33 protein-coding genes and 1 tRNA gene are annotated in these 21990 nt (G+C 59.4%); 3 read left to right on the top strand and 31 right to left on the bottom strand.

Annotated features, from left to right (window positions below; genetic code table 11):
• Positions 1–146: 146 nt before the first annotated feature.
• From F0185_RS32965 to F0185_RS33040, 16 genes are all read right to left on the bottom strand, one after another.
• Positions 147–551 carry a hypothetical protein gene (locus F0185_RS32965; protein ID WP_167232747.1) on the bottom strand — a complete coding sequence of 135 codons (405 nt, stop codon included), beginning with the start codon at positions 549–551 and terminating at the stop codon, positions 147–149.
• A gap of 35 nt (positions 552–586) precedes the next feature.
• Positions 587–1018, bottom strand: coding sequence for a hypothetical protein (locus F0185_RS32970; RefSeq protein ID WP_167232749.1), 432 nt, complete (start codon positions 1016–1018; stop codon positions 587–589).
• A gap of 102 nt (positions 1019–1120) precedes the next feature.
• Positions 1121–1582: a hypothetical protein gene (locus F0185_RS32975; RefSeq protein WP_167232751.1), complete on the bottom strand. Its 462-nt coding sequence runs from the start codon at positions 1580–1582 to the stop codon at positions 1121–1123.
• Positions 1583–1693: 111 nt separating this feature from the next.
• Entirely contained in the window at positions 1694–2095 is a 402-nt protein-coding gene (locus F0185_RS32980) for a hypothetical protein (protein WP_167232753.1), read from the bottom strand.
• Positions 2092–2298: a hypothetical protein gene (locus F0185_RS32985; RefSeq protein WP_167232755.1), complete on the bottom strand. Its 207-nt coding sequence runs from the start codon at positions 2296–2298 to the stop codon at positions 2092–2094. Before F0185_RS32985 ends, F0185_RS32980 begins: the two co-directional genes overlap by 4 nt.
• 2 nt (positions 2299–2300) lie before the next feature.
• Positions 2301–2777, bottom strand: a complete 477-nt coding sequence (locus tag F0185_RS32990) for an HK97-gp10 family putative phage morphogenesis protein (RefSeq protein ID WP_167232757.1) — start codon at positions 2775–2777, stop codon at positions 2301–2303.
• Entirely contained in the window at positions 2770–3117 is a 348-nt protein-coding gene (locus F0185_RS32995) for a head-tail adaptor protein (RefSeq protein WP_167232759.1), read from the bottom strand. Before F0185_RS32995 ends, F0185_RS32990 begins: the two co-directional genes overlap by 8 nt.
• Positions 3117–3662: a head-tail connector protein gene (locus tag F0185_RS33000; protein WP_167232761.1), complete on the bottom strand. Its 546-nt coding sequence runs from the start codon at positions 3660–3662 to the stop codon at positions 3117–3119. The genes F0185_RS32995 and F0185_RS33000 overlap by 1 nt, the downstream gene beginning before the upstream one ends.
• Positions 3659–3886, bottom strand: a complete 228-nt coding sequence (locus F0185_RS33005; RefSeq protein WP_223164623.1) for a hypothetical protein — start codon at positions 3884–3886, stop codon at positions 3659–3661. The genes F0185_RS33000 and F0185_RS33005 overlap by 4 nt, the downstream gene beginning before the upstream one ends.
• Positions 3883–6585: a polysaccharide deacetylase family protein gene (locus F0185_RS33010; protein WP_167232765.1), complete on the bottom strand. Its 2703-nt coding sequence runs from the start codon at positions 6583–6585 to the stop codon at positions 3883–3885. Before F0185_RS33010 ends, F0185_RS33005 begins: the two co-directional genes overlap by 4 nt.
• Before the next feature lie 2 nt (positions 6586–6587).
• Complete coding sequence (locus tag F0185_RS33015) at positions 6588–6872, bottom strand: hypothetical protein (RefSeq protein ID WP_167232767.1); 285 nt, start codon at positions 6870–6872, stop codon at positions 6588–6590.
• A gap of 49 nt (positions 6873–6921) precedes the next feature.
• On the bottom strand, positions 6922–8088 hold the full coding sequence (locus tag F0185_RS33020; RefSeq protein ID WP_229477305.1) for a phage major capsid protein: 1167 nt from the start codon (positions 8086–8088) through the stop codon (positions 6922–6924).
• Between the two features lie 4 nt (positions 8089–8092).
• Positions 8093–8764, bottom strand: a complete 672-nt coding sequence (locus tag F0185_RS33025) for an HK97 family phage prohead protease (RefSeq protein ID WP_167232771.1) — start codon at positions 8762–8764, stop codon at positions 8093–8095.
• Complete coding sequence (locus F0185_RS33030) at positions 8739–10028, bottom strand: phage portal protein (RefSeq protein ID WP_167232773.1); 1290 nt, start codon at positions 10026–10028, stop codon at positions 8739–8741. The genes F0185_RS33025 and F0185_RS33030 overlap by 26 nt, the downstream gene beginning before the upstream one ends.
• A 51-nt stretch (positions 10029–10079) precedes the next feature.
• Entirely contained in the window at positions 10080–11666 is a 1587-nt protein-coding gene (locus F0185_RS33035; protein ID WP_167232775.1) for a terminase large subunit, read from the bottom strand.
• Positions 11647–12123 (bottom strand): phage terminase small subunit, hendrixvirinae-type, encoded by a 477-nt coding sequence (locus F0185_RS33040; RefSeq protein ID WP_167232777.1) that lies wholly within the window; start codon positions 12121–12123, stop codon positions 11647–11649. The genes F0185_RS33035 and F0185_RS33040 overlap by 20 nt, the downstream gene beginning before the upstream one ends.
• 133 nt (positions 12124–12256) lie before the next feature.
• On the opposite strand from F0185_RS33040, the gene F0185_RS33045 reads away from it, so the two are divergent.
• Entirely contained in the window at positions 12257–12775 is a 519-nt protein-coding gene (locus F0185_RS33045; RefSeq protein WP_167232780.1) for a hypothetical protein, read from the top strand.
• On the opposite strand, the gene F0185_RS35550 is transcribed toward F0185_RS33045, so the two are convergent.
• Positions 12772–13110, bottom strand: coding sequence for an HNH endonuclease (locus F0185_RS35550; RefSeq protein WP_167232782.1), 339 nt, complete (start codon positions 13108–13110; stop codon positions 12772–12774). The two genes, F0185_RS33045 and F0185_RS35550, sit on opposite strands and share 4 nt — an antisense overlap.
• 77 nt (positions 13111–13187) lie before the next feature.
• On the opposite strand from F0185_RS35550, the gene F0185_RS33055 reads away from it, so the two are divergent.
• The gene (locus F0185_RS33055; protein ID WP_167232784.1) at positions 13188–13571 is read left to right on the top strand and encodes a hypothetical protein; all 384 of its coding nucleotides are present in this window, start codon (positions 13188–13190) and stop codon (positions 13569–13571) included.
• A gap of 159 nt (positions 13572–13730) precedes the next feature.
• Here the strand turns inward: F0185_RS33055 and F0185_RS33060 are convergent, their stop codons facing one another.
• Both F0185_RS33060 and F0185_RS33065 read right to left on the bottom strand, forming a co-directional pair.
• Complete coding sequence (locus F0185_RS33060) at positions 13731–14120, bottom strand: hypothetical protein (RefSeq protein ID WP_167232786.1); 390 nt, start codon at positions 14118–14120, stop codon at positions 13731–13733.
• Positions 14121–14122: 2 nt separating this feature from the next.
• Entirely contained in the window at positions 14123–14314 is a 192-nt protein-coding gene (locus F0185_RS33065; protein ID WP_167232788.1) for a hypothetical protein, read from the bottom strand.
• Positions 14315–14448: 134 nt separating this feature from the next.
• On the opposite strand from F0185_RS33065, the gene F0185_RS33070 reads away from it, so the two are divergent.
• Positions 14449–14676 (top strand): hypothetical protein, encoded by a 228-nt coding sequence (locus tag F0185_RS33070; protein ID WP_167232790.1) that lies wholly within the window; start codon positions 14449–14451, stop codon positions 14674–14676.
• Here the strand turns inward: F0185_RS33070 and F0185_RS33075 are convergent.
• The 12 genes from F0185_RS33075 to F0185_RS33130 form a co-directional block, all read right to left on the bottom strand.
• Positions 14636–15022 (bottom strand): hypothetical protein, encoded by a 387-nt coding sequence (locus F0185_RS33075; protein WP_167232792.1) that lies wholly within the window; start codon positions 15020–15022, stop codon positions 14636–14638. The genes F0185_RS33070 and F0185_RS33075 overlap by 41 nt on opposite strands.
• Before the next feature lie 85 nt (positions 15023–15107).
• Positions 15108–15223, bottom strand: a tRNA-OTHER gene (locus F0185_RS33080).
• 241 nt (positions 15224–15464) lie between these two features.
• Positions 15465–15932 (bottom strand): hypothetical protein, encoded by a 468-nt coding sequence (locus tag F0185_RS33085; RefSeq protein ID WP_167232794.1) that lies wholly within the window; start codon positions 15930–15932, stop codon positions 15465–15467.
• Positions 15933–16034: 102 nt separating this feature from the next.
• On the bottom strand, positions 16035–16463 hold the full coding sequence (locus F0185_RS33090; RefSeq protein ID WP_167232796.1) for a hypothetical protein: 429 nt from the start codon (positions 16461–16463) through the stop codon (positions 16035–16037).
• A 193-nt stretch (positions 16464–16656) separates the two neighbouring features.
• A complete protein-coding gene (locus F0185_RS33095; RefSeq protein ID WP_167232798.1) occupies positions 16657–16995 on the bottom strand; it encodes a hypothetical protein in 339 nt (112 codons plus the stop codon).
• Positions 16995–17933, bottom strand: a complete 939-nt coding sequence (locus tag F0185_RS33100) for a PriCT-2 domain-containing protein (RefSeq protein ID WP_167232800.1) — start codon at positions 17931–17933, stop codon at positions 16995–16997. Before F0185_RS33100 ends, F0185_RS33095 begins: the two co-directional genes overlap by 1 nt.
• Positions 17923–18903, bottom strand: a complete 981-nt coding sequence (locus F0185_RS33105; protein WP_167232802.1) for a hypothetical protein — start codon at positions 18901–18903, stop codon at positions 17923–17925. The genes F0185_RS33100 and F0185_RS33105 overlap by 11 nt, the downstream gene beginning before the upstream one ends.
• Positions 18900–19787 (bottom strand): ORF6N domain-containing protein, encoded by an 888-nt coding sequence (locus tag F0185_RS33110; RefSeq protein ID WP_223164624.1) that lies wholly within the window; start codon positions 19785–19787, stop codon positions 18900–18902. Before F0185_RS33110 ends, F0185_RS33105 begins: the two co-directional genes overlap by 4 nt.
• Positions 19788–19796: 9 nt before the next feature.
• Positions 19797–20018 carry a helix-turn-helix transcriptional regulator gene (locus F0185_RS33115; protein WP_167232804.1) on the bottom strand — a complete coding sequence of 74 codons (222 nt, stop codon included), beginning with the start codon at positions 20016–20018 and terminating at the stop codon, positions 19797–19799.
• Positions 20019–20124: 106 nt separating this feature from the next.
• Positions 20125–20304 (bottom strand): hypothetical protein, encoded by a 180-nt coding sequence (locus F0185_RS33120; RefSeq protein WP_167232806.1) that lies wholly within the window; start codon positions 20302–20304, stop codon positions 20125–20127.
• 136 nt (positions 20305–20440) lie between these two features.
• On the bottom strand, positions 20441–21064 hold the full coding sequence (locus F0185_RS33125) for a hypothetical protein (protein WP_167232808.1): 624 nt from the start codon (positions 21062–21064) through the stop codon (positions 20441–20443).
• Positions 21065–21380: 316 nt separating this feature from the next.
• A complete protein-coding gene (locus tag F0185_RS33130) occupies positions 21381–21860 on the bottom strand; it encodes a hypothetical protein (protein ID WP_167232810.1) in 480 nt (159 codons plus the stop codon).
• Between the last annotated feature and the right edge of the window lie 130 nt (positions 21861–21990).

Here is a 21990-nt window from a genome sequence, read left to right on the forward strand (position 1 = left end):
TTTCGCTCCACGCTTCCTTTCCACACTCGGTCACCCTCATGCAGTTGCGCTTCACTTCGCTCACTGTGGTCAGCTCGCGGCGGGACTTTCACCCACAAGAGTGCGCCCATGCTGGGCGCACAAGAAAAGGCCAGCACGCAGCTGGCCTATCTTCCGAGAAAACTTCTCATTTTTTGCTGAATCTCAGCGTTTCGTACCTGTTCGCCTTCCGTCGATTCGGCGAAGGGTGGCTTGCAATCGCGCTTGGGGGCGCGATGCGATTCCCCGAAATACTCGCGTGAGAGCCTGATGAGGGTTTCGGCCTCCCATGCGGACAGCTCGATGCCGGTGTTCGTCTGGCAGTAGTTGACCTCTTGATGGGTCAGCGGCGAGTCGCCCATGCTGGTGCACATGGTCGGCCCCCATGTCCACAGCAGGTCAACCAGGTGTTCGCCGCATTCGAGCGGCGGCATGGCCGGCTGAAACCGTTCGTCGTTCGCCTGCATGCGCAAGAGTTGCAGCCGGGACTTCGCCGGGTCCTTCGATTTGTCGCCTTCCGCCTTTTCCAGCACAGCCCCGAGCCAGGCGCTGTGCCGGACGTAGAGACTTAGGCAGTCGGCGACGTCGCGGTAAAATTTGCGGTGTCGCTCAGCAGCTTATCGAGCTGGGCCGGGATGAAGCAATATTCCAATTCGCTGTAGACCGCCATGAACAGCGCCTTGTCGGTCAGCCCGTTGACTTCGATGTTCTCGAAGCGATCGGTTACTGCGGCTAGGAATTCAGCGGTGTCCTTGGTCTGATCTTCGGCCGACAGGTCCGACTTGCCCTTTTTCTTGTAGCGGTCCATGTTGCGATTGGCCTGGGCCGCCTTCGCATTGGCGAACTTCTTGGTGCCTGGGCCGAACATGTGGGCGATCATGGGCTTCGATTCGTCGGGTTTGCCGTCCGGGCCGTCCGCGAACATCAGTTCGTCGTTGCCGTCACGCAGCTGGTGAGCAACGGTGGCGATGAGGGCGAATTTTTTCAGGTTGGTAGTCATGGTATTTCCTTTTCGTGGGTATGAAATGCCCGTGCCAGCGACCGCTCCCACGAAGGAGACAGTCGCCAGCCGGTGCTAGTGATGGCCAGGTGGCCGTGATGATTAAACGGTGACGGTGTCGGTCTGGCGCAGCAGCGTCATGTTGCCCTTCACCGCGTCGTTACTGGTGCCGCCGTTCTTGACGAACTTCGACACCTGCGCGGTGAAGTAGTCGATGCTCGCGTCCTGGTTGACGACCTTGAACGACGGGACGGAGTAGTTCTTCGATGCGGCCTTTACGAGAATCTGGCCGGCGTCGTCAACAGCCCAAGCGCATTCGAATTCCGCGTTGGGCAGCTTGAACGAGCCCTTCTTCTCGCGGTCCTGCGCGTCGCCGACCGTAGCGAGGGTAGCTGTCGAATATTCGCGGCCCTCGACGCTGCCAACGTTGGTGATCTGGCCAACCTCGACCCAGGTGAGCAGGGCAAATGCAGCTGCGGCGCCCGGGCCGTCTGCTACGGTTGGAGCGGCGGCTGCGATGTAGAGCTTCGTCCCGGCGATGGTGTCAAAATCAATGCCTGCCATGATGTAGTACCTTTCAAAAAAAAGCCCGCTCGCTGGATTGCGAAACGGGCGGGCTGATAAAACTGTGGATGAAAAGAGCAGCCAGGAGGCGGCTCGGTGAAGCTGGTTCGGTCAGGCCGGCTCGATGTACGTCACCATGAAGTCGCGGCTTTGTTCGAACGTCGGGATCGTGTCGTCGCCCATATCCGGGCCGACCAGGTAGCGCAGCACGCTGCGCACCTCGTAGCCGGCAATCAAACCGGTATGCACGCCGGGCCCGAGCTTCGCGGCCTTGAGGACCGCCTTTTGCTGCGGGTAGGAAGCCGCGTAGACCGTGATCTGTACGCGTGCGGTGACCAGGCTGTTGCCGGCGCGCGCCACCGTGTCTTGTTCGTTGCCGCTGATTTCCGTGATACCGATCGCTGGCAAAGCGCCGGCAGGGATCGTGCCTGCGGCGATGCGTGCAGCCGGCACCAGGGCAATAAGCGGCGCATGGGCGACCAGCAACGCACGGATGATTGCGACTGCGCTCATTTCTTGCGAGCCGCGATCTTCGAGGCTGGCGCGGGCGCAGTACGGCCAGGCGCTGGAACAGCGACGCCCTGCTTAATGTGATACTTGGCCAGTCGCAGCCCGCGCGGGCTATCAACCGTGTCGTACTCGGTTCCTTCTTCCAGCTCGCGCACGGTCTCGCCATCGAGCGAGCCTTGTACGGTCTGCGTCATCAAAATTTTCATGATTACCCTGCGTCTGGTAGGTTGATGCCCTCGGCGGTCAGCCTGGAGCGGATTTTTGCGCCGACAGCGGTTGCGGCGCGCGCGGCCCTGGCGTCGAACGCCGGCCGCGCGAACGGGCGCGGGCGTGCGCCGGGGTGGTCGGCGTCGGCAACGACATAGCCTGCGATCCGGAGCGCCTTGGCGCCGCGCGGCGTGATCTTGTGCGCGCGCGTTCCGAACTCGACCATGCGCGCATACCATGCCTTCTTGTTGCCGATCTTGACCGACGCGGTCACGCGCCCACCCTTGGCGTTTGTGGTGACCCGGACACTGCTGCGCAGCGCGCCGCTGTCCACGGGAATGTTGGCCTTGATTTCTTCCTTGAACTCATTCGCGCCGGCACGCAGGGCGCTGCGCATGATGTTCTTTTCGAGCTTGACCGAGAACTGCTGCAAGAACGCATCGAGCTCCCGGCCGCCAGTGATGTTCGGGTCAGCCATTTGAGTATCCTTCCAGTTGAAATTCGGTGTGAAGCCGGTCGTCCAGCCGCGCCGGGCCGGCGATGATCTGCATTACCCGGTCGCCCCGGTTGTGCAGGACGACACGCATATCGGCCGTCACGGCTTGGGCGCCCTGCATGCGCAGCCTGGCGCGCTGGACGGCCTTGCCCAGCCCGTTTTTTGTCGTTTCCGCGCGGCTCGGCAATTCGTCTTGGACGTTGGCCCAGTAGCGCACCAGCACAGGAACCCAAGTCTTCGTTTCGGTGCCATAGACCGGATCAAGATCCCCGACGAGCTTCTCGATCGTGACCTTCTCGTCGCACTTGAACGGGGCGGCCATCAGCTATGCACCTTCAAACAGTCGAGCCCTCGGATAAGGTGCGGCGATTCTGGCGTTCCAGCCGGCGCAAAGTATTCGCGGACTTTGGCCAGGATGTAGCCCTTGAACGCGGCCGGCGTCGCCGTTTCGTCATTTCCGTAGCCACAAACCACGGTCAGGGTTACCGCGTTTGGGCTCTGCTTCGTTGTCGGCCATGTGGCGCCGGCAGCAAGGGTGACGAATCCCGGCTCGATTGAGCGGTCGACCACGTAGGCATCTTCGCTCAGCGTTTGCGTGGCGCCGGCGGCGTCGAGGTATTTCAGGCTGATCACCTCAACCAGCGGCGAGGATGGTATCGGGACCACTCCGGTAAAACCGGGCTGCGTCACTTCATACGTGCGGTTGATGATCGAGCGGCCGGTGATGTACTCAGCCTCGGCGGTCAGCGCACGCACGCGGATCTCGATCTCGGCGTCCTGTTCGTTCCCGTTTGCGCGGGCACTCGCGCGCGCATCGGCCATGGACACCGCCAGCGCGACCGGTGGGGTGATCTGGCGCGAGGTCATGCGGCCAGGATCTGTTCGAACTCTGCCTGCGACAGGCAAACCCGTTCGCCGCCCTTGACGCGGACCGATGCCGTGTTGACGTCGCCGCCGAGCACCGCGCGCACCGCGAAGCCGCCGCCGGCATCGTTCACATAAATGACTTCGCCATCATCGAATTCCACCTTTCCGTTGCGGTGGCCGCCGCAGCAGCTCACTTCGTCGTCCCACATTACTGTCTTCATCACGAAATCTCCAATGGTTTGAGCCAGGGCTTGCCGAGCTTCATGCTCCCCTGGAAACTGACTTGCATTACGAATGCCAGCGCGAACATGCCGCTGTCGACATTGGGGCCGCTGTAGCCTTCGGCGATGTGGCCGGCGCCGGTGCTCACGCCGCCGAACAGGGTCAGCAGCGCCGTTCCGGTGGCCACGATCTTGTAGATGTTTTGCATGTCGCCCAGGATCAGCGCCGGCGCAGTGCGGCCGGCGCGCCGTGCCTTGGCGATGTCCCAAAATTCCGGGTAGGTGCTGTACACCGAGTCCGCCTTCATCCACGCCAGAATTGCATCGACAACCTGGGTGGCGGTGAGCGTGCCAGCCGTCAAGGTCATACCCGCGCCAGGCGGGATGCCGTTGATCTGAATGCTCAGGCCATCATTTACGCCGGCAGTGATCGTATACGGGCCGCTCACCGAGCCGACCATGCGCGCGGCGTCGAACCCAGTAGTCGATCGTGCCAGGGAAAGGCGGCCCACAATCTGCCCTGCGCCAGTTGTGGCGTTGCTCACACCAATTTCGCCGCCGGCACTGGCAACCGCAGTGGTAACGGCCATATTCGCCTCAAGGTTATTGCCGTACAGCGGGCGCGCTGCGGTGCGCACCACGTTGAACAGGGCACCGGCCCCGGCGGTCAGGTTCGCCTCACGAATGTCGAAGCCATACTCCCATTCGACGTTGCGATCCAGGATGACCGACTGGCGAATGGCGAATTCCGCGACCGCGTTCGGCGAGTTCAAGTTCAGCATGCCGTCGGCACCGATATTTACCGTGGCGCCTGTGGGCAGCGCGGCCCCCGACGCCCCGGTGAAAGACGCGATCCAGCCGGGAATGTTGGCGCGCTCGTTGAAGACGGAAACCCCGTCCGTCGTCGGGATCGGCAAGCCGGCAGTCTTGAAGTTGGCATTGAAGAACCGATTGAACGGTTCGCGCCCCAGCCCGATGGCATCCGCCGCATCGCTCAGCATCGTCGGAGTAATCCTGCCTGATGCAATGTGCGACGCCAGCGCAGCGCCAAAGGCCATGGCGTTCGCCGCCGTCTGGTCCTGCAATGTCGCATCGTTGCCCAGGTCATAGCCAAACGACCCGCCATTCGTGCTCAGGCGGTGCCACAACAGGCAGCAGGCGTGCCCTGGGGAATCGGCCATGGCGTCGGCGAGTGCGGTCATATGCGCGGCTGTCGTGTAGCCGCCGCTGACGATGCAATCGGAGCGCGTGAACAGGGGCGCCTTGAGTGCGGACAGCGGGTACGTGACCGGCTGCTGGTCGAGCATCGTGCGAATGGTGCCCCGGAAAAACTTGAAACGAGCGTAGCCGCCGCGCTGCGATCCACGGAACCCGTTACCTGGCTCGGCGAATCCTTTCAGCTGGATGCCGTTGGCTTCGGCCGTATCGATCGACGCATCCCACTGGCGCTCGCGCATATAGGCTTGAGTCAGGCCAGCTTCGATGACCGCCGGCTCGATTGCCAGGTTGATCGGCCCGACCGTGCGATTCGTCAGCGAATGGACCATCGATACGCACAGTTCGTCGCCGCGCATGTAGTTCGTGAAACCGGCGCCGCCGTTGTCTGCCAGGGAGAACAGCAGGCCCTGGGCGTTGTGCGCGGTGTTGAGCGCCGCAACCAGCTCGGCCATGGTGTCGGTCGCCACCGCTGCCAAGTTGGTGTATGACTGGACCACGCCGTCAATACTCACTTCCAAGTAGCTGTTCGTCCGGATGCGGATTTTGACGTGCTCCGGGATCATCGCCTTCGTTGGTGTGGTTATCGGCTGGTCCTTGACAGCCAGGTGGATGCCCCCGCCACAGCAAAACAGACGGTTGTCGCCTGACGGTGTGCCTTTCACCGCGCGCGCGCCGGAGATAGGCAGCAGGCACGACAGAGGCTCGGTGCCCAGCAATGCGGTGTGCGGCTCGATGTGAGCATCCCAGGCGCCGGGGTTGATCACATTGATCGCATTGATCAGCGAATTGAGGGTCGGGTAGCTGCTGCGTGTGAGAACTGCACTGTCGCTCGGCACGCCAGAAACCGCAAGCGTGATGGTGGTCGCGGTAATACTGATGGTGGCGGCCGAGCCGGCGCCGTTGTAGCCGACGAAAATGCCCATGTTCAGCTTGTCCCACGCTTGCACGTGGAAATGCGAGTGCGAGACCATTTCGACGCCGGCGTCCTGCATTTCGCGCAGATTCACCCACGGCAGGCCGCCGCCAGTCGGGCCGCCGACCTGCTCGGGCGCGTGCTTTACCGGGCCGGACGTGGTGATGGCCAGGTAGGGGCGCAGGCCGAGATCCTGAAACATCTTGAACTGGCCGTTGTAGATGCTCTTGAGCGTCGTGTTGTCCAACCCGACGCCATACTTGATGAAGTCGGAGTGATCCGAGCCGAACGCCAGCGAGAACGTATTGCGCGCTGCCAGCGGCACCAAGCCGCCGATCGGGGCGGCGCCAGCGCCTTTTACCGTCACATTGTTGGCGCCGTCAACCTGAAGGCTTGCCGACACGGTTGTGGATAACTTGGCGGGGTAGACGTACGGCACTCCGCCAGTAAGGTCGGTGGTCGCGCCGACGCCGCCGGCCAGCAGTGCGGCGCCCGTCGCGTCATCCACCGTGATGATGGTTTGCGGGCGGATGCCCTTGTACGTTGAGAGCAGGCGAACGGTTTTCGACATGATTATTTCGCCTTTGGCTTGTTGGTTTTGTTCATCGGCGCATCGGCCATCTTGTTCTCAGGCTCGTCGGCCATCTTGGCGCCGCCTTCGATCATGTCGGTGTCGCCGGCGGCCGGCGCTAGTTCAGGTTCCGGCACTAAAGCCGGGGTGTCGTCGTCGATCTTGACGAGGCCCGCCTTTGCCAGCTCGCGCGCCTCGACCAACTCGATCATGTCGGTGTCGCCGGCGGCCATGCTCAGGCGGCCATGCGAGAACTGGTCGAGCGCTTTGATTTTCGTTACTGCCATGTCGTTCTCCTGGTGGCCGGCAGCCGGGTGGCGGCGCCGGCAGGGTTGCTTACGCCAGCGCGCCTTTGACGAACGCCTCGGGACGATTGACCACCAGGGCTAAGCGCTCTTCGATCAGGAGCGTGATCAGGTTGTTGACGAAGTCGTCTTCGTTTTCGGTGGCGATGGCGACCGAGGCGAGCAGGCGGTCGAAGATCTGCGCGCCCATGCGGAAGGCGCCTGCCAGAAATGTGGCGATCGACATTGCCTGCGTGGTGACCACAGGGCGGTTCCACAGCGTAGGCGACAGCGTGCCCTGCGGATTGCCGATGATGTACCGGCCAGTGGTGTCCTTCAGCAGCTCGATTGCCGCCCAATTCGACGGGTGCAGCACGAGGCCGTCTGACGGATACTCGGCCAGTTCCGCCTGCAACAGTGCCAGGCGCAAGGTGTCGATGTGGGTGGCGCCGGCGATGGCGATCGGCGCCACGTAGGCCGACGCCTGGGTGTAGAGCCCGTTCAGGTTATTGCCAACCCCCGAGCCCTTGAGCAGTTGGGCCTCTTCGATCAGGCGCAGGCCGTAGGTCAAGCGCTCGTCGATATACGATTGCAGTGCCGGGAAGTCGTCCAGAATCTCGGTCGATGCCTTCATGAAATGCGCCACTTTGACCACCGGGGCGATCGATTGCGCCAGCGTGAGGGTCGATTCCGGCTTGCGGGCGCCCTCGGCAACCGGTGCCGCATTGTTGGTGAAGCCCGTTTCCTTCATGTAGGTGATGGAATTGGACGCCGTGCGGCCAGGTGCGACCAGGTCGCGGACCGTCAGCTTGCGCTGCGGCTGGGTGATGATGCCTGGCTGGCGGTCAGCAACCACGCCGGCGCCGGTGCTGGTGGTGGTGATCGCCTTAGCGTCGATATCGACGCTGATGCGGCTACCCTTGCGGCGCAAACCGCCGCCTTCGTGTGCCTTTTTGAACGCGTCGTTCTCAACGAACTGTGCGCCCATCGACTTGGCGCCCTGATCCTGCTCGGCGCCACGACGCGCCTGCTTCTGCTGCACATCGGCAAGCTCGGCGGACATCTCGCTCGTCTTGGTCAGCAGTTCGTCGACAGTCTGTTTGACGCCTTCAGTCATGGAGATGCCGCGCTGCGCCTCGGCCAGTGCTTTTTCGCCGTGGGCCTTGAGCTGGTCGCCCAATTTCGACAGCTCCTGTTTGAATTCGATTTCGATAGTCATGTTGTCATCCTTGAAGAGTGAGAGTGAAACCGCGCAGTGCGGTAAGAATTGCATCGCCTTTTTCGCCATCGGCCTCACACCGATCAAGCAGTTTTGTCAGGCCATTGCCGGCGATGGCTTTGGCCTGGGTTCGTGAAAAGCCGCCTGCCTCGCACAGGAACTTTTCGAATTCAGGGAGCGTCGGCATGCGGCCGGCCTCGATCAAGCTCTTGACGTCGGCCACACGCGCGTCGTCGTTCATGGGATTGGTCACCACGCTGATTTCGACCAGGTCGAGCTTCTGCAGCGTATAGACGCCCGTGTCCTTGTTGACGCTGTAATCCTTGACGCGGTAGCCGATCGACAGGCCGGTGATCGTCTTGGTGCTCATGCCCTTGTGCGCCAGGCGCGCGTACGGCGCATCGTCGAGCCACAGTGACGCCTCGCCCAGCAGGCCGTGGTCGTCCTCTTTCAGCGCCTCCCAAGCGCCGATCGGCTGGTCCGACTGGTGTTGCCACAGCACCGGCACCGTGCGGCCCGACTTCTGCCACTTGCCCAGGCTTTCCGCGAACGCGCCAGGGGCAACGATGTCGCCACCCTTGTCGATGACGTTGAACACCGAGCCGTAGCCGGAAAAGCTGCCCTTGTCGGTCAGGCTTTTCAGCTCCAGATCAATCGATTTGTGGAGGAGTTGCATTGTCGTTTTCCTTGATTCCAAGCCAGGACAGCACGGCCGACTTGGCCGCCTGGGCGGTGTTGGTAATTTTTCCCAGCAGCGAGAGCGGGATCAGATTGCTTTGCACCGTCAGCTCGTCGCCGCCCGGCAGCGGCGGGTCGTTCTCCAGCGCGCGGCATTCGTTGCGAGTTTTCAGACCGTTCTGTGTGGCCGTCGAGTACACCTGGAAGCGCGTTACGCTATCGCCACGCAGCAGGCCTTCGACGCTGTATTCCGAGAAGAAGCGCGCACGCTCGGCTGGCTTCAGGAGCGACTTCTTGATGCCTTGCTCGATGCGGACCATGTAGGCGCGCAGCACGTACTGGATCAGGTGCAAGTTCTTTTGCTCGATGCCGGTGCCCCAGTTCGACACCGCAGTGCCATGGCCGATTATCGACGGCGGCATGTTGAACCAGCGGCACAGGTCTTCGACGCTGAACGAGCGCGTTTCGAGCATCTGCGCGTCGGCTGGGTGCATCGACAGTTGCGTGAACTCGGTAGCGCCCTCCAGCAGCATCATGTTGCCGGTACGGTCGTCGCCAAACACCGCCCCCATGACCTTGCCCTTCGCCTGCTCCCGCTGGGCCGGGTCGAGGTATTCCTTCATCGTGAGCACGCCGGACAAGCGCATGCCCTTACCAAATGTATTGGCTGATGCGGTTTCGGCCGCAGTGGCGCCGCACATCGACCGCCAGCCGGCGGTGATCGGGGATATCCCCATCAGGCCATCGGTGCCGAAGCCCTTGATGTGCCAGATTTCGCCCTCGGTGAACTCTTTTTGCCCGCGCGGATCGGCGTACAGGTAGCGCACCGCGCCGTCCAGGTTGCGGCGAACCGTCATCCGGGCCGGGTCGAGAGGGTCCAGCGCAACAATTCGGCCAGCGGCACCGTAGCTTTTGAGGCAGTACGCATTCCCCCACAGGCAGATCTGCGAGACCACCGCTTCCCAGAACTCCACCGCCGTCATGTCGGCGTTCGGCGAGTCGTGCAACAGGTAATACAGCGGGTGCTCGCGGGCCACCACGCGGATCTCGCGCCCGTTGACGACCTTGCGCTCGTAGGTGATCAGCGGCAGCGTGGCGATGGTCTCAGCGATGAGGCGCACGCAGGACCAGACCACCGACAGTTGCAACGCCGCGTCTACGCCAGGCGTGCCGCTGCGCACGTTGCCGAGGTTGATCGTGACGTCCTTGTTTGTGTCGCGCACGCCGCGATAGGCGACGGCATCCCGGATCGAGAAGTACACGCTTTTAAGCGCCAAGCCGGTGGCCGCTGCCTTACTGAATAGATTCATGCGTTATTGGTCCGAAAGGTAGTCGTTTAGGGAGCCGCTCTGTTGCGTTTCGGCCTGTGGCATCACGCCCACCGCCATGGCCAGCGCCACCATGCCGTCGATCCGTCCGCGCGCCGCGCGCTTGTCGAACTTTCTCGCGCCGCTGTCGCCCACCACCTTGGCGTTCGCGCAGCACATGTTGAGCACCGGGTGCGAACCGTGACGCAGCTGCGCGTTCAGCAACCTCACTTCCAAGTCGCGCAGCGCCGGGGTCATGCTGGCCGTGCCTTGGCCGAACTCGACAAACCGATCGAGCTCCACGTCGGAAAACCGAGCCTTCACCAGCCAAGGCTTCAAAAATTTCATGTTGTAGCGGTCGAAACCGATTAACTGCACGTCATATCGGTCAAAAAATCCGCGCAAATACTCGGCCAGAAACTCGTATTCAATGGCCTTGCCTGGCGTCGTGTTGAGGAAACCTTGCTTTTCCCACAGGTCATAGGGCACTTTGTCCTTGCGGGACTTCTCAACCAGGCCATGTTTCGGCAGCCAGAAGGACGAATGCACACCGCCGGACTCGTCCACACCTACAAGCGCGGTCAGATCGTTGACGCTGGACAGGTCCAAGCCGGCCCAAACCTTCAACCCAGCCGCATCGCCAGGTGCCCCGTTGTTCGATTCCCATGTGGACCGCGCAACGAATGGCGCAACCGCCTCCACGCGCTGGTTCAGGATCAGGTTCCGAAATTCCGGCTCGTTGGCCGGCATGTCGATCGCTTGCTTGCACTGCTTGGCCACGTCTGCAAGCGATCGGAAGATGCCGAGCGCGGGATTCGCCGCAGCCCATGCCCTCTGGTCGTCAAGCTGGCAATCTGCTGGCGCCGCGTAGACGTGGCACACGACCCTTGGGTCCGGCGCGCTGGTCTGCGCATCGATCCAGGTCGAAAACAGATCGGCATCGGTCGGCGCCTGCGTGCTGATCGCGATCAGCAACGGGTTGCTGTACGCGCCCTGAGCCGACGTGATGGCCGATACGAACTTGTCGGTAGGTCCGATGATCTGCCCGACCTCATCGAGGATGGCCAGGATCGGCGACAGTCCGTGAGCCGTCTTGCCCTCGGCGGACAGCGCCCGGTACAGGACGTTGCGCGCCAAGCCGATCAGGCGCTTACCGCTTGGCTGTACGCGGACCAGCTTCGACAACACCTCGCTCATTTCGATCATCTTGCGGGCCAGCTCGAACACCACCGCCGCCTGTTCCTTCGACTGCGCACCGCTGATGATCTGCGAGTTGCGCACCGCCTCGGGTCCGACCAGGTGCGCCAGCAGGATCGCGCCGATCAGCGCCGTCTTGCCGTTCTTGCGCGCGATCGACAGGTAGGCGCTGTGCGTGCCCACCGGGTTGTCGTAAATTTCAAGGATGAACTTACGCTGGAAGGGCTCGAGCCGGATCGGCTTCCCGATGTGGTCGCCCTCCGGCGCCAGGCAATACTTTTCGATGAACGCGCAGACCTTTTCGCCTCGGGTCAGCGGCTTCCTGGTGCAATACTTTTCTTCAACGTCGATCTCGGCAGGCTTCGGCTGTCTCGTCTTACGTGGCGAGGAGGCCATCGCCCTCCTCCTCCAGCTCGCCGCGCAGCTTCCGTGATTCGCGCTCGATCTTCCGCTTGCCAGCCTGGTCACGCGAGTCGCCAGCGACCCGGCCACCCATGCGCAAGGTCCGCATCAGCGCCATCTCGCGCCGGGCCAGTTGCTCCATGACCGTTGTGCGCGGATTCATCACCGGCGTGCCGCGCTCGTTCTTGATCACGCGTCCCTCGCAGCGCAGCGCGTCGTCTTCCTCGGCAATGTCGGCCTGGCACTGCGCCAGCTGCGCCGCCACCACCAAGTCCACGTCATTCCACTCGTCTCGCGTACGCGCGCGCACAACGCCGGCCCAAAATGGCACGGCCGAGGCGGTCAGCGTCACGTAATCGGGTACTGCAAGGTCGGGCTGTGCGGCGTCGACCATCGCCTTGACGGCGCTGGCAGCGGAGTCGGCCCTCGTCCGTTTGGTCTTGGTCGTCATGTTTTCCCGGCGTTTTGTGGGTTAGCGTTAAATGCGAGGGTGAGCGCGGTCCCGTAAGGGGCATTCCCCCGAGGTTTTGACCCGCCCTCCCCTGCTACAATATTGCATTTAGATCAATTCAAGGAGGATGTAAATGACTAGCTCGTCTGGCCCTGAATCCAGTACGCGCGCTGCAATGCGTCGTATCGGAAAAGACCCGCTCTTTTGGTATGTGTACGGCATTTTCGGCATTGGACTTACCGCGCTTCTTTTTGCCATTTACGCTTACGTAGAGCACTTTGGCTCGGTGTTTGATTCCGATCAGGAAGGATGGGGACAGTTCGGTGACTACCTCGGTGGCACGCTGAACCCATTGCTATCGTTCCTGTCGCTGGTCCTGTTCGTGATCAGCCTGCTGAGTCAACGCCTTGAACTGAAAGAGGCCCGTGAGCAAATGGCAGAGCAGGCAAAGGAAAACGCAACCTCGGCCCGCTTGAACGCGCTGTCGACCGCACTCGACGCAACAAACGCAATGATTGCTACGCCATTTAGCATGACTGCCGGCCGTGATCGTTTTATGCACGAGACTGCGGTACTGCGCCGCGAGGCGATCTTGAAAGAAATTCTGACTACAGTTGATGTCAGTGTCCCGCTCTATACAGAAGAAGTCTAGGAATCAGAGGCGGAAACGGAAGGCCAGCCGTCCTGACCAAAGGCGACCCTCTCCCTTTTTGTCTTCCCCTGCTCTGCTTCGGTCTTCACCTCGTGGCACGGTGCGCAGATCGCCTGAAGGTTGCTGGGGTCGTCTGTGCGTGCATCAGACCACCGTAACGCCGCGCACTTGGCCTTGCTGACGATGTGGTCGACTGCGTACGCGATGACGCCGTAGCGGCCCGCCTTGAGGCAGACCTGGCACAGGCCCCCATCCCGCTGCATCACTACCTTGCGGACTCGGTCCCATGCTGCGCCATAACCGCGCGACTGTCGGCTCTCTTTACTCCACGCCATTTCGGGTAGGCCTTGTAAACGTTGTAGACTTGTTAACTCGCCGGGTTGGCGCTAAGGTCCACATCTAGGAAAATTCAATGAACGAGCAAACGGAAGCGCGCGATGTGATACTGGCATTGCGCTCATACAGCGAACGCATAGACGAAATCATGACTGCAATCGCAGACCGTCGCAGCATTACCAGCCAGGAAAAAGATGAGCTGCAGAGCAAGCTGGTTATGCTCAAGGCAGATATCAAGGCGGCAGCAAAGCGGAAGAAGGTTCGCGATAACCGCGATCCTCAGACGAGCACCGAGCGCGCCTACTTCGAACCTGCTTTACGCGGCGCCTCTGCGAACTTTAGGGTTGCAACCAACTCGCACCCCATCACTTCCAGGTGGCACTCCTGCCTTTACGACGTAAATATTGATTTCAGCTATTTTCTGCATCAGCTTGAGAAACAATACCCTGACGTACAGTAAGTACAGCTTCGATATCGGCGACCCGGCGCTCTATGGAATCAAAGATCGACGCAGTGAGATCAGGCCCGGCCCTTACTATTTGGCGTCGTCCCTCGGCCACGGAGAAACGCAACAGATCAACCTTCCGTCCAATGTCCTGCATTCGGATATGCGCGCTGGTCATTGGTAATCCTGGCCGCCGTCGATGTGCCGAGCCATGTACGCGGCGTGTGCTGCCTCGGTGCGGGCGCGCATCCATGCATCGAAGTTGCTGATCGCCGCGTTGTTGTCGCTCACCCTGATGTGCTGCTCCACCCCATCGGCGCGAACGTACGACAGCGCTTGATCCTTGCCAGCCCAGTGCTTAGGCTGAGTCGTTGGGGCCACGCCGCCCATGCGCGCAGCAATCGCGGCGACATCATCGGGCGAGAGCATGAGCTTGAGGCGGACGCCAAAGACCTCGTTAGGCCCAGCACCCATGACCATGTTCGCGTCAGTCGCATCGCCTGGCAGGTTGAAGTGCTCTGCTACAGCGCGCGCGAAATCAATTCCCAGAACGACATCTTTCATCTTCAATCCCTTGAATGCGGAACGAGCCGCGCTGTTGCTTCTATACCCTGCCCTTGTGTGCCGTAACCCTTGGCCTGCAGGATCTGCTTGGCCGTCTCGCACTCGGCGAGGTGCCTGGCCAGGGAGTCGATGGTTCGCTCATCCTTGGCCTGTACTGAGCGCACGATCAGGTCGTGCCAGTGGTGCTGCTTCATGGGGTGTACCTGGTGTGTGCTGGGGGGGTGTGAAGTTACCTGCCGCTCGGGCCTTGACCGCCTCAAAAAGAATTACTGCGATGGCCCACGTGTTACCTTGTCATTTCCATACAACAATTACGCGAGGAATTTCAATGGCGCACGACATTAAACTGCAGCAAAAGGACGGAATGATTCATTTGCACACAATCTACGAAACTGATCTTGATGGTTACATCACGCTCGACATCCCAATCCCGAATGCGAACAACTCCGTGCTTGCCATGCAGGCCATGGCCTGTGAATTTGCAGCGGCACATTTGAATCGAAGGGCTGAAATCTTCAGGAAGCTTGACCTGGAGGACTCGCCGCCCATGGAGTAGCCCCCTCGATAAAACGGACGAACGCCGCAGCGAACTGATCAGCAGTGCGAGGCAGCATACCGAGCACGTCGCGGCCAGTCCGTACCTCTTTAACCCACTGCTCTGCGAAGGCTGCCGCCGCGGCATCAATCTTGTAAGGAGCAACTACCATCCCCGCAGCAGCAGATTGGCGATAGATGGCATCGTGCACCCTCGCATCCTGCCCGCCAATTGATGCCACGGCAGCCGCAGCCTCCTGCGCCGCCACCTTGATCTGCTCCAGTCCCGCCAGGACTTCGGGCAGGTATTTTAATTCCGGGCCGAGCCTAAGCGTGCCGATATTCTGTGCAGCGTCTTGAGTAGTCATGGGAGTCCCAAATAAGAAGAGCCGCGATCGCGTGTGCGTCCAGCGGCGAAAGAACGCTTGGTAGCGAACTGAGGGAGATTGGTGTTGGCGGCTGCCTATGGGATTCGAACCCATGTACCTCATGGAGCATGGCGTTTGCAGAACGCGCTCTTGGGGCTTATCTGCGCCAACCTTAGGCCGGACTCAGCCAAAGCATTCGCCAACAGGCATGACGACTGCGCGGGTTATTGATCCGGTGCTTGTGCGCATTGAAGCGCGGCCTGCAATCATCATGCGTGTTGCCCCTCGTTTCGTGAGGGAGTCGGCCACTTCGTCGCGTGCGCGTCCGCGAGCTCGGTTAGCAGCACCTGGCTGGCAAATTCTGAACACGTCGCGCGTGAAAAACGGCGGCGCAAATGCAAAAAACCACCTCGTGGGTGGTTTCCGGGTTGGCCAAACACCGCTATAAGTAGCGGTCTTCAATTAGTCGCTGAATTTTGACAATTACGGTTTGTACGAACTGATGCAATGCCGCCACATCAATGACAGGGTCATAATCGATTGCTTGAGCCAACTCACCATGGATCGCGGCCCTCATCTTACCGTTTTGCTCGGCAAAATGCAGTTCGACTACAACAGGAGCGAACTTCAACTCGTCGGCAAAGACGACCGACACAGCACGGTCAAGTCTACACCCAACGCGTCCGGCCACTTTTTGTCTGAAAGCGCCGTCCTCATCCACTGATCCCATGCACACCGTGTTAGGCGGCGCGCTCAGCAGAGATATTAACGAACTCTCGAATTCATCGGCAAAGCGTTGCATGGAAACGTCTAATTTCCTCTCCTCCGCAACCTTTTCCTTAACGGCTTGCTCTAAGTGGAAGTAACTTGCATGCGACATAGGTCCCCCATTGTGAGAAAGAACTATCATACGCTTTCTATTGCCATGAAAGCAAAAAGCCCGCTACCTTTCGGTGCGGGCTTTTTGATTCGCTCGATTCGTACAGATAAGCAAGCGTAGCACAATATAACCCTAACCCTCCAACTTGGCAAGCGGATTAAATCGTTGCGCCGCCCTGGCCTCTTCGGCGCGGTCCTGCGCCTCGATCTCGATATCGTGCAGGCCATCCATCACCGCCAAGTGCAACGCATGCAGGCGGTTATAGACGGTCGACTCGCCGCACTTCAATTCCTGCGCGATGCGCTTGATGGTGAAATTGCCGGCCAAGTAAAACCACTTGGCCACCTCGTACTGTGCTGGGTTCGCCTTGCGGATAGCGATGATAATGCTCTCGATCTCCAGCGCGGCCGCAGCCTCGGTGATCGGGCCAGCACCACCGGCGCCGTGGATCTGGACCAGGCTGCAATAGTTGGATTTCGATGGGTACCCAAGCCCGCCGTCATCACGGCGCTTGCACCAGATCGACCATTCGATCAGGCGCTTGTTGATGTATTCGATCATTTCTTCCTCGTGTTAAATTTGCGTCGAGTGCTCTTACGTTCTTGACCTGGCTTTTGGTGTGGCCGTTGTTCTTGGTCTTGAATCTTGTTTCTGGTACTCGGGGTTGATTGTTATTGCGCGTGAAGCGTCGCAATATCTGTTCTCTTCTGTTCTGTTCTAGGGCGTTACAAAACCGTTTCTGTAACGTTTCGGGTCAATTCGGCTTGGGCTTCGCGACCGTTTTCTTTGCCGCGCGATGCCTCGCTACCCTGGCTGTACTGGTGTCGGAGATAAATTGACGCTTCTCCCAATTCAGCAGCCTCCAGTGGTCATCGATGAAGCCCTTTGCCAAGAAAACCGTCTTCGTTTCGGCCAATGCAACTGCATCGATACGCAGCGAAAACGCGATCTCCGTTTCATGTAACGTTTCAAGATCGTTACCGCAACGGATGCACATCAGCATTACGTACCGGCGTTGCATGACCTCCGGGAGCATCTGCACTTTCGGGTCGTGGGCGAACTCGGCGTACATGCGAAACCATGGGTTCGCCATTATCCTGACCTCCTTCTGACATCGATGATCAGCCGGCAAAGCTCGACGACGCCGGCACGCTGCAGCAGATCGTTCGCGTCTTCGCCGACGACGTCGCTCATGCAGAACGGAAGGCCGGTTTTTTTCGCGGCGTTTTCTCCGGCGAGCGAGCCGTCGTTGTCTGCGAAGACGAAAGCGCGCCCCTTTTCCAGCGAAGCGACGTGGGCGAGGTTCCAGTCGTTGAAGCAAACCACCACTGACGCGTTTAAACGCAGCCTGCGCAGCGCTAGCTCGATGGATAGCCCGGTTGCCAGTCCCTCACAAAAAAACGTCTCCTGCGCCCTCTGATTGCCCAGCCTGAGCGCCGCGCCCTTTACGCGCATCCCCCAGGCCATGCGCTTGGCCCAGCGCTGCTCTTCCGCGAGCCAATCTATTCGCTGCGTGCCGACCAATTCACCCGTCAGAAAATCGTACATGGGTACGATAAGGGCCGGGCCGCGCACCAACCCGATCGCATTCGGCAAGTCTTTCGATGCAAGGTACGGATGCGTTTTCGGCTGGCACTCAGTCAAATATTTTTTGGCTGCCACCGCGGCGGCAACAGCAGCGCGTGCTTTGCGCGCATCCTCTGCGACATCGACATCGACATCGGCCTCGCTCGCCGACTCATCACGCCTCGCAATGGGTGGCATCAGCCCATCCTCGGCATAACGCCACCCATTCGCTGCGGCTTCACGATATAGGGTGCCGATTCGAACGTGTCCGGCAGAGCCAATGCTTCGCCACACGGCTAGGGCGGATTTTCGACAGTACGACCCCGCGCCTTTGCTCCAGGCATTCCACGTATCGAACGCGTCATCGCCAAACTCGGACTTGAGGGCCATTGCCATGCGTACCCAAGTCGCGCGCTCATTCGGCGCGATTGAATGAAGCGCGCTTGCTGCTTTCTCATGTAACATCGGTGCCTCCTCCAAGGCATGCGTTCGCACGCCCACCGATCAGATTCAGCAAAATATCGTTGGTCTCTTCCCGGTCCATAAGCTCGTGCTTGGCCATGTGCCGGAGCACTGTCACCGCCTCCGTCGGCGTGCGTGCACGGATCTTAGCCAGCAGGCGGAATGTGTAATCGTCGCGCGCCTGGACGCTCATGCCGGGATCGCCCGCCGCGGTGCCGAACGCATACCGAAGTGTGAATAGCTCCGACCAATAGCTGAGCTCATGCAGGCAGTCAGCCAGTGTGTGCGGCCGCAGCGCCGGGTGGGCACCGAACCGTGAATCCACTTGTTTCGCGTCGAGACTCCAGCCGTTCTTGCAAAGCCCCACATCAACGAGGGTATCCTCACAGAACTGCTCGGCCGGCGTGAAGCCGAACACATCGTCGCCGAAGCGCGCGTGCGCTTCCTTCTGGCGCACCATCTTTTCGACGGCGCTCTTTGCCATATCCTCCAGATCACAAAACCCGAAGGTGGACAGTGCCGCGAACATGTTGTTGGGGTTCGTGCGCACGATATGATCGCGGTACCGTTTTTCCAGTTCTTTGAGCGGCGTCTTGATCCGCTTGGCCGCTTCCATCGCCTTGCTGATCAGGTCGGCCTGGCCGGTGCGGATGACTGAGTGCAGCCAAAGCACTGCGTCGATTTCCTTGTCGCCCGTGACCACTTTGCGCGGCGGAAGCTCCGGCACTGAAACCCCGGTATTCGTGCTTAGCTTGATCGGCGGCAGCGTGAACAACGCGCGGTGCTGCTCGTTGTCACGGAAGGCGCCCGACCGTGAGCAGATCGTTTTCACTGTTCCCAGCGGCAGGGCCGTCAGCGCTGCGACGCGGCTAAGCGAGTGACTGCGGCGCAGGTCCAGCACACGGGCACGCAGCTGGTCCGACAACGGTGGCGGGCGCTTTGAAACCCGTGGATTCAAAAAGACGGCGCTCATGCGTACCGCCCCGCTGCGACCAGCTTAAAGCGGCCTGTAATGTATGGATGCGTTGCCTGAGTGACGGTGACGTGCTTGCACTCGTTAACAAATCGCGAAAACACGGCAGACACATCCTTAGTCCAGAAAACCGCATAGCTGGCACCTTGAGCCTCTTCACGAGCGTTCTTCACCATGCCGGCCGGCTTCGGAGCCATCGGCGATTGCCGCAACACCTCGTCGACGATGCGAGCGGGCAAGCCGTAAAGTCTATTTATGCGCGCCCGGATATGCACGATCGACTCCGCGCCGGCTGGCCGTGCCAGCAAGAGCATGCTGTCTGCCATGTCACTCACGCGTTGGTCGACCATCGTCAACGCAGTCGCCTGCTCTGCCTGTACCTGAGCCTGCTCAACCTGCCGAGCCTTGATGCTCGCGTTGTCACACATAAGCGCCACGAGCGCGCGATGCTCGGGTGGGAGGCCCGCAAGCGGATCGAGGACCGGTGCTGGCTTCGTGAAGTACGACTTCACCAGCTGCCGCTGCACATGCCAAGCCAGATCGTCAGTGAACGATTTGACCAGCATGCTGTAGCCGGTTTCGGTTAGAAGGAGGACCATTGCTGGAACACCTCCCTGCGGTCGCGAAAAACCAAGGCGACGAATTTCGTCGGGCTGGTCGATCTCAAAGAAATCCTCCCCAGCGACAAGGCGGCCACGGTTTTCGCGAAAGTTCCGGCCGGCCGTTCCATCCGGACGCTGGTGTACTTGGTCGATCATCGTCAAGCTCATGACGCGTTGGTCGTTATGCTCAATCGGCGCCATAGTGATGCCGTTAATTTGCAAAGCGGAGACGTGCAGAGTCCCTGCTGCAGGCTGCGAGCCTGCGGCTGTTTGAGTAGTCATGGATGATCCTTAAGCGGGGTTCAGAATGGCGCGGATATCTTCGACTCGATAAAACGAGCCGCGACCGTTGCCAATGCGAATCGGCTTCGGAAATCGAGGATTTGGACCTTTTTGCCCAGCAAACCAGGTGGCTTTGCAGACTGGGATAATTGCGGGAATGGGAGGGTTTGCCTTGGGATTGCCAAGAATGTGGGAAAGTTTGAGGTATCCGTTTGCGGGAAGGTGGGTCATTTTATAAGGCTCCGTATGAAGGGGCGCCTACTCTTCGCAGCACGAGCGAAAGTAAAAGCCCCTTAGAAAAAGGATTACGACGATGTCGTCGTGGCGGTTACTCAGTTCATACGGCCAAGATTTCCCTCCCGCAAGCGGGGAAGGTGATGCGGCGAAAGAAGAAAGAAATTTTCTTCCGCTGCGAAACATACTTTAACAGACTTTGCTGGGCTTTTTCAAGTAACGAATAATTTTTATTTTTAGCGCAGCTTGCATTTTTTCTATTGCGCTTTTGTTTTTGGTCCATATTGATTCAAACTCATCTAGTCAAGACCATCGAAGGCCAATAGACGAATCTTAGAGGTGAATCAAATTTCCAGATATCCTGTTGAAACGCATAGTTCCCATGCTGCTGCGCATAGTGGGAACTATGCGATCCATAGTTACTTTTCTTGGCCCTGCCATTGCGGGATATATCGTTTCACAATTGTATTAAAGGTAATGACAGTGCTCCCTTCCTTGTCAACTGGCACTTTATCGAGGACGTCAATTGCGAAGCTAGATTGGCTCTTGTATCGCGTAGGATCACGCTTCCAAGCATCCCAACATTCTTTAGCAATTATTTTTGCGTCTTGCGAGGGATCGTTTGCCCAGCGTTGAGTGGCTCGACTTTTAGCTTCTATCGTCCGAATCTGCTTTGTAGAGTACTTACTAAGTTCGAATTGAATAGAAAATCCAGACAACAGCCCCATCAGTAGGCCGAGCCAATGTTCCGCTTGGCAGGCTTGACACCACGCCACGTTGCTTGCACGAGGAGCTCTCATCGCCTTAATTGCGAAGACACACGCATGCTCTAAAAGAGAAAACTGCAACTTTTGAACTTCAGAATCTTTCGCCACTAAGCGTGCATGAAGTATCTCATTGTAGCTAGAGACTCCCCATTCATATCCTACAGGGCCATACCTCCCTAGTCGCTCGCACTCAACCACGATCTTTAAAAAATCTGCTTTGAAGTTACTCTCTTCTCCCAGGTTCCACGATATCCACACTTGATTAAGTTGCTTCAATACTCGGCGCGCCACCCGTCGAGGTGTCGGATTATAGGTCAAGCACTGCCTCTCAGTTTCGAACATACAATCTCACTTCTATACGCAGCAAAACTATCTATGAAAATCCCCTACGCTTACTTTTAGCGTTATGACAGTCTACGCTAACCTTCTTCATCCAGACGGAAAGGACATTTATAGACACTGGCTAACGCTGTGCGGTGCCTTATGCATCTCGAGGTTATTCTGCTGGCCGCGGTCGCCCGCCAAGGGGAGGCGGCCAACAGAGCAACCTTAGGGTCGAGAACCGGCTGCGCAGCTTACGTTGTGGGGGCGCTCATCGTAAACCACCGGACAGAATTCTAACGTCATCCCCGCTTACGTCCGCTAGAGGAAAACCCGCCATTACCGCATCGCGAAAATCCAAATAGCTTTCGTCTGCTAATGCAGCTTTTGCTTCGCGGCGCGCCCAGATCTTACTGCGAAGGTAGCAGAACTCGATCACGAAAACGTAGTGTCCAATGCCACCTGGATAGACTGTGCCCCGCAACTGGCCAGGATAGACGAATCGCCCCGAACTCAGCTTGGCGGAAACACCTTTCGGGAATGTCTTCGTCGCCCCAAATTGTTCAGCAGTACCACGCCACGTAATGCGATGTCGGACCGTATCATCCAGGTTGAGTCCGCGATTGCACACTTCGATTTGCACAGACAGGCCGACGCTAGCAGCGTCGATCGATGCGTAGCGTGCGGGAAGTGGCTGTGCCCACCATAACCTACCGAACATTTTGCTGTCAGCTGGCGTAAGGGCGCTCATGACGCATTCCCTTATACATAAGTCCGTCAGCCCAAGCCATCGCGTAGGGCGCGCAGTGTTTCTGCCGAGGCGTGCACTTGATTTAGCCCTTTCCAAATCGTCTTGACGCCGGGCTCACCGTCGCCGGCAC

Origin of the sequence: Massilia rubra (assembly GCF_011682065.1) — a bacterium.
GTDB lineage: Bacteria > Pseudomonadota > Gammaproteobacteria > Burkholderiales > Burkholderiaceae_D > Telluria_A > Telluria_A rubra.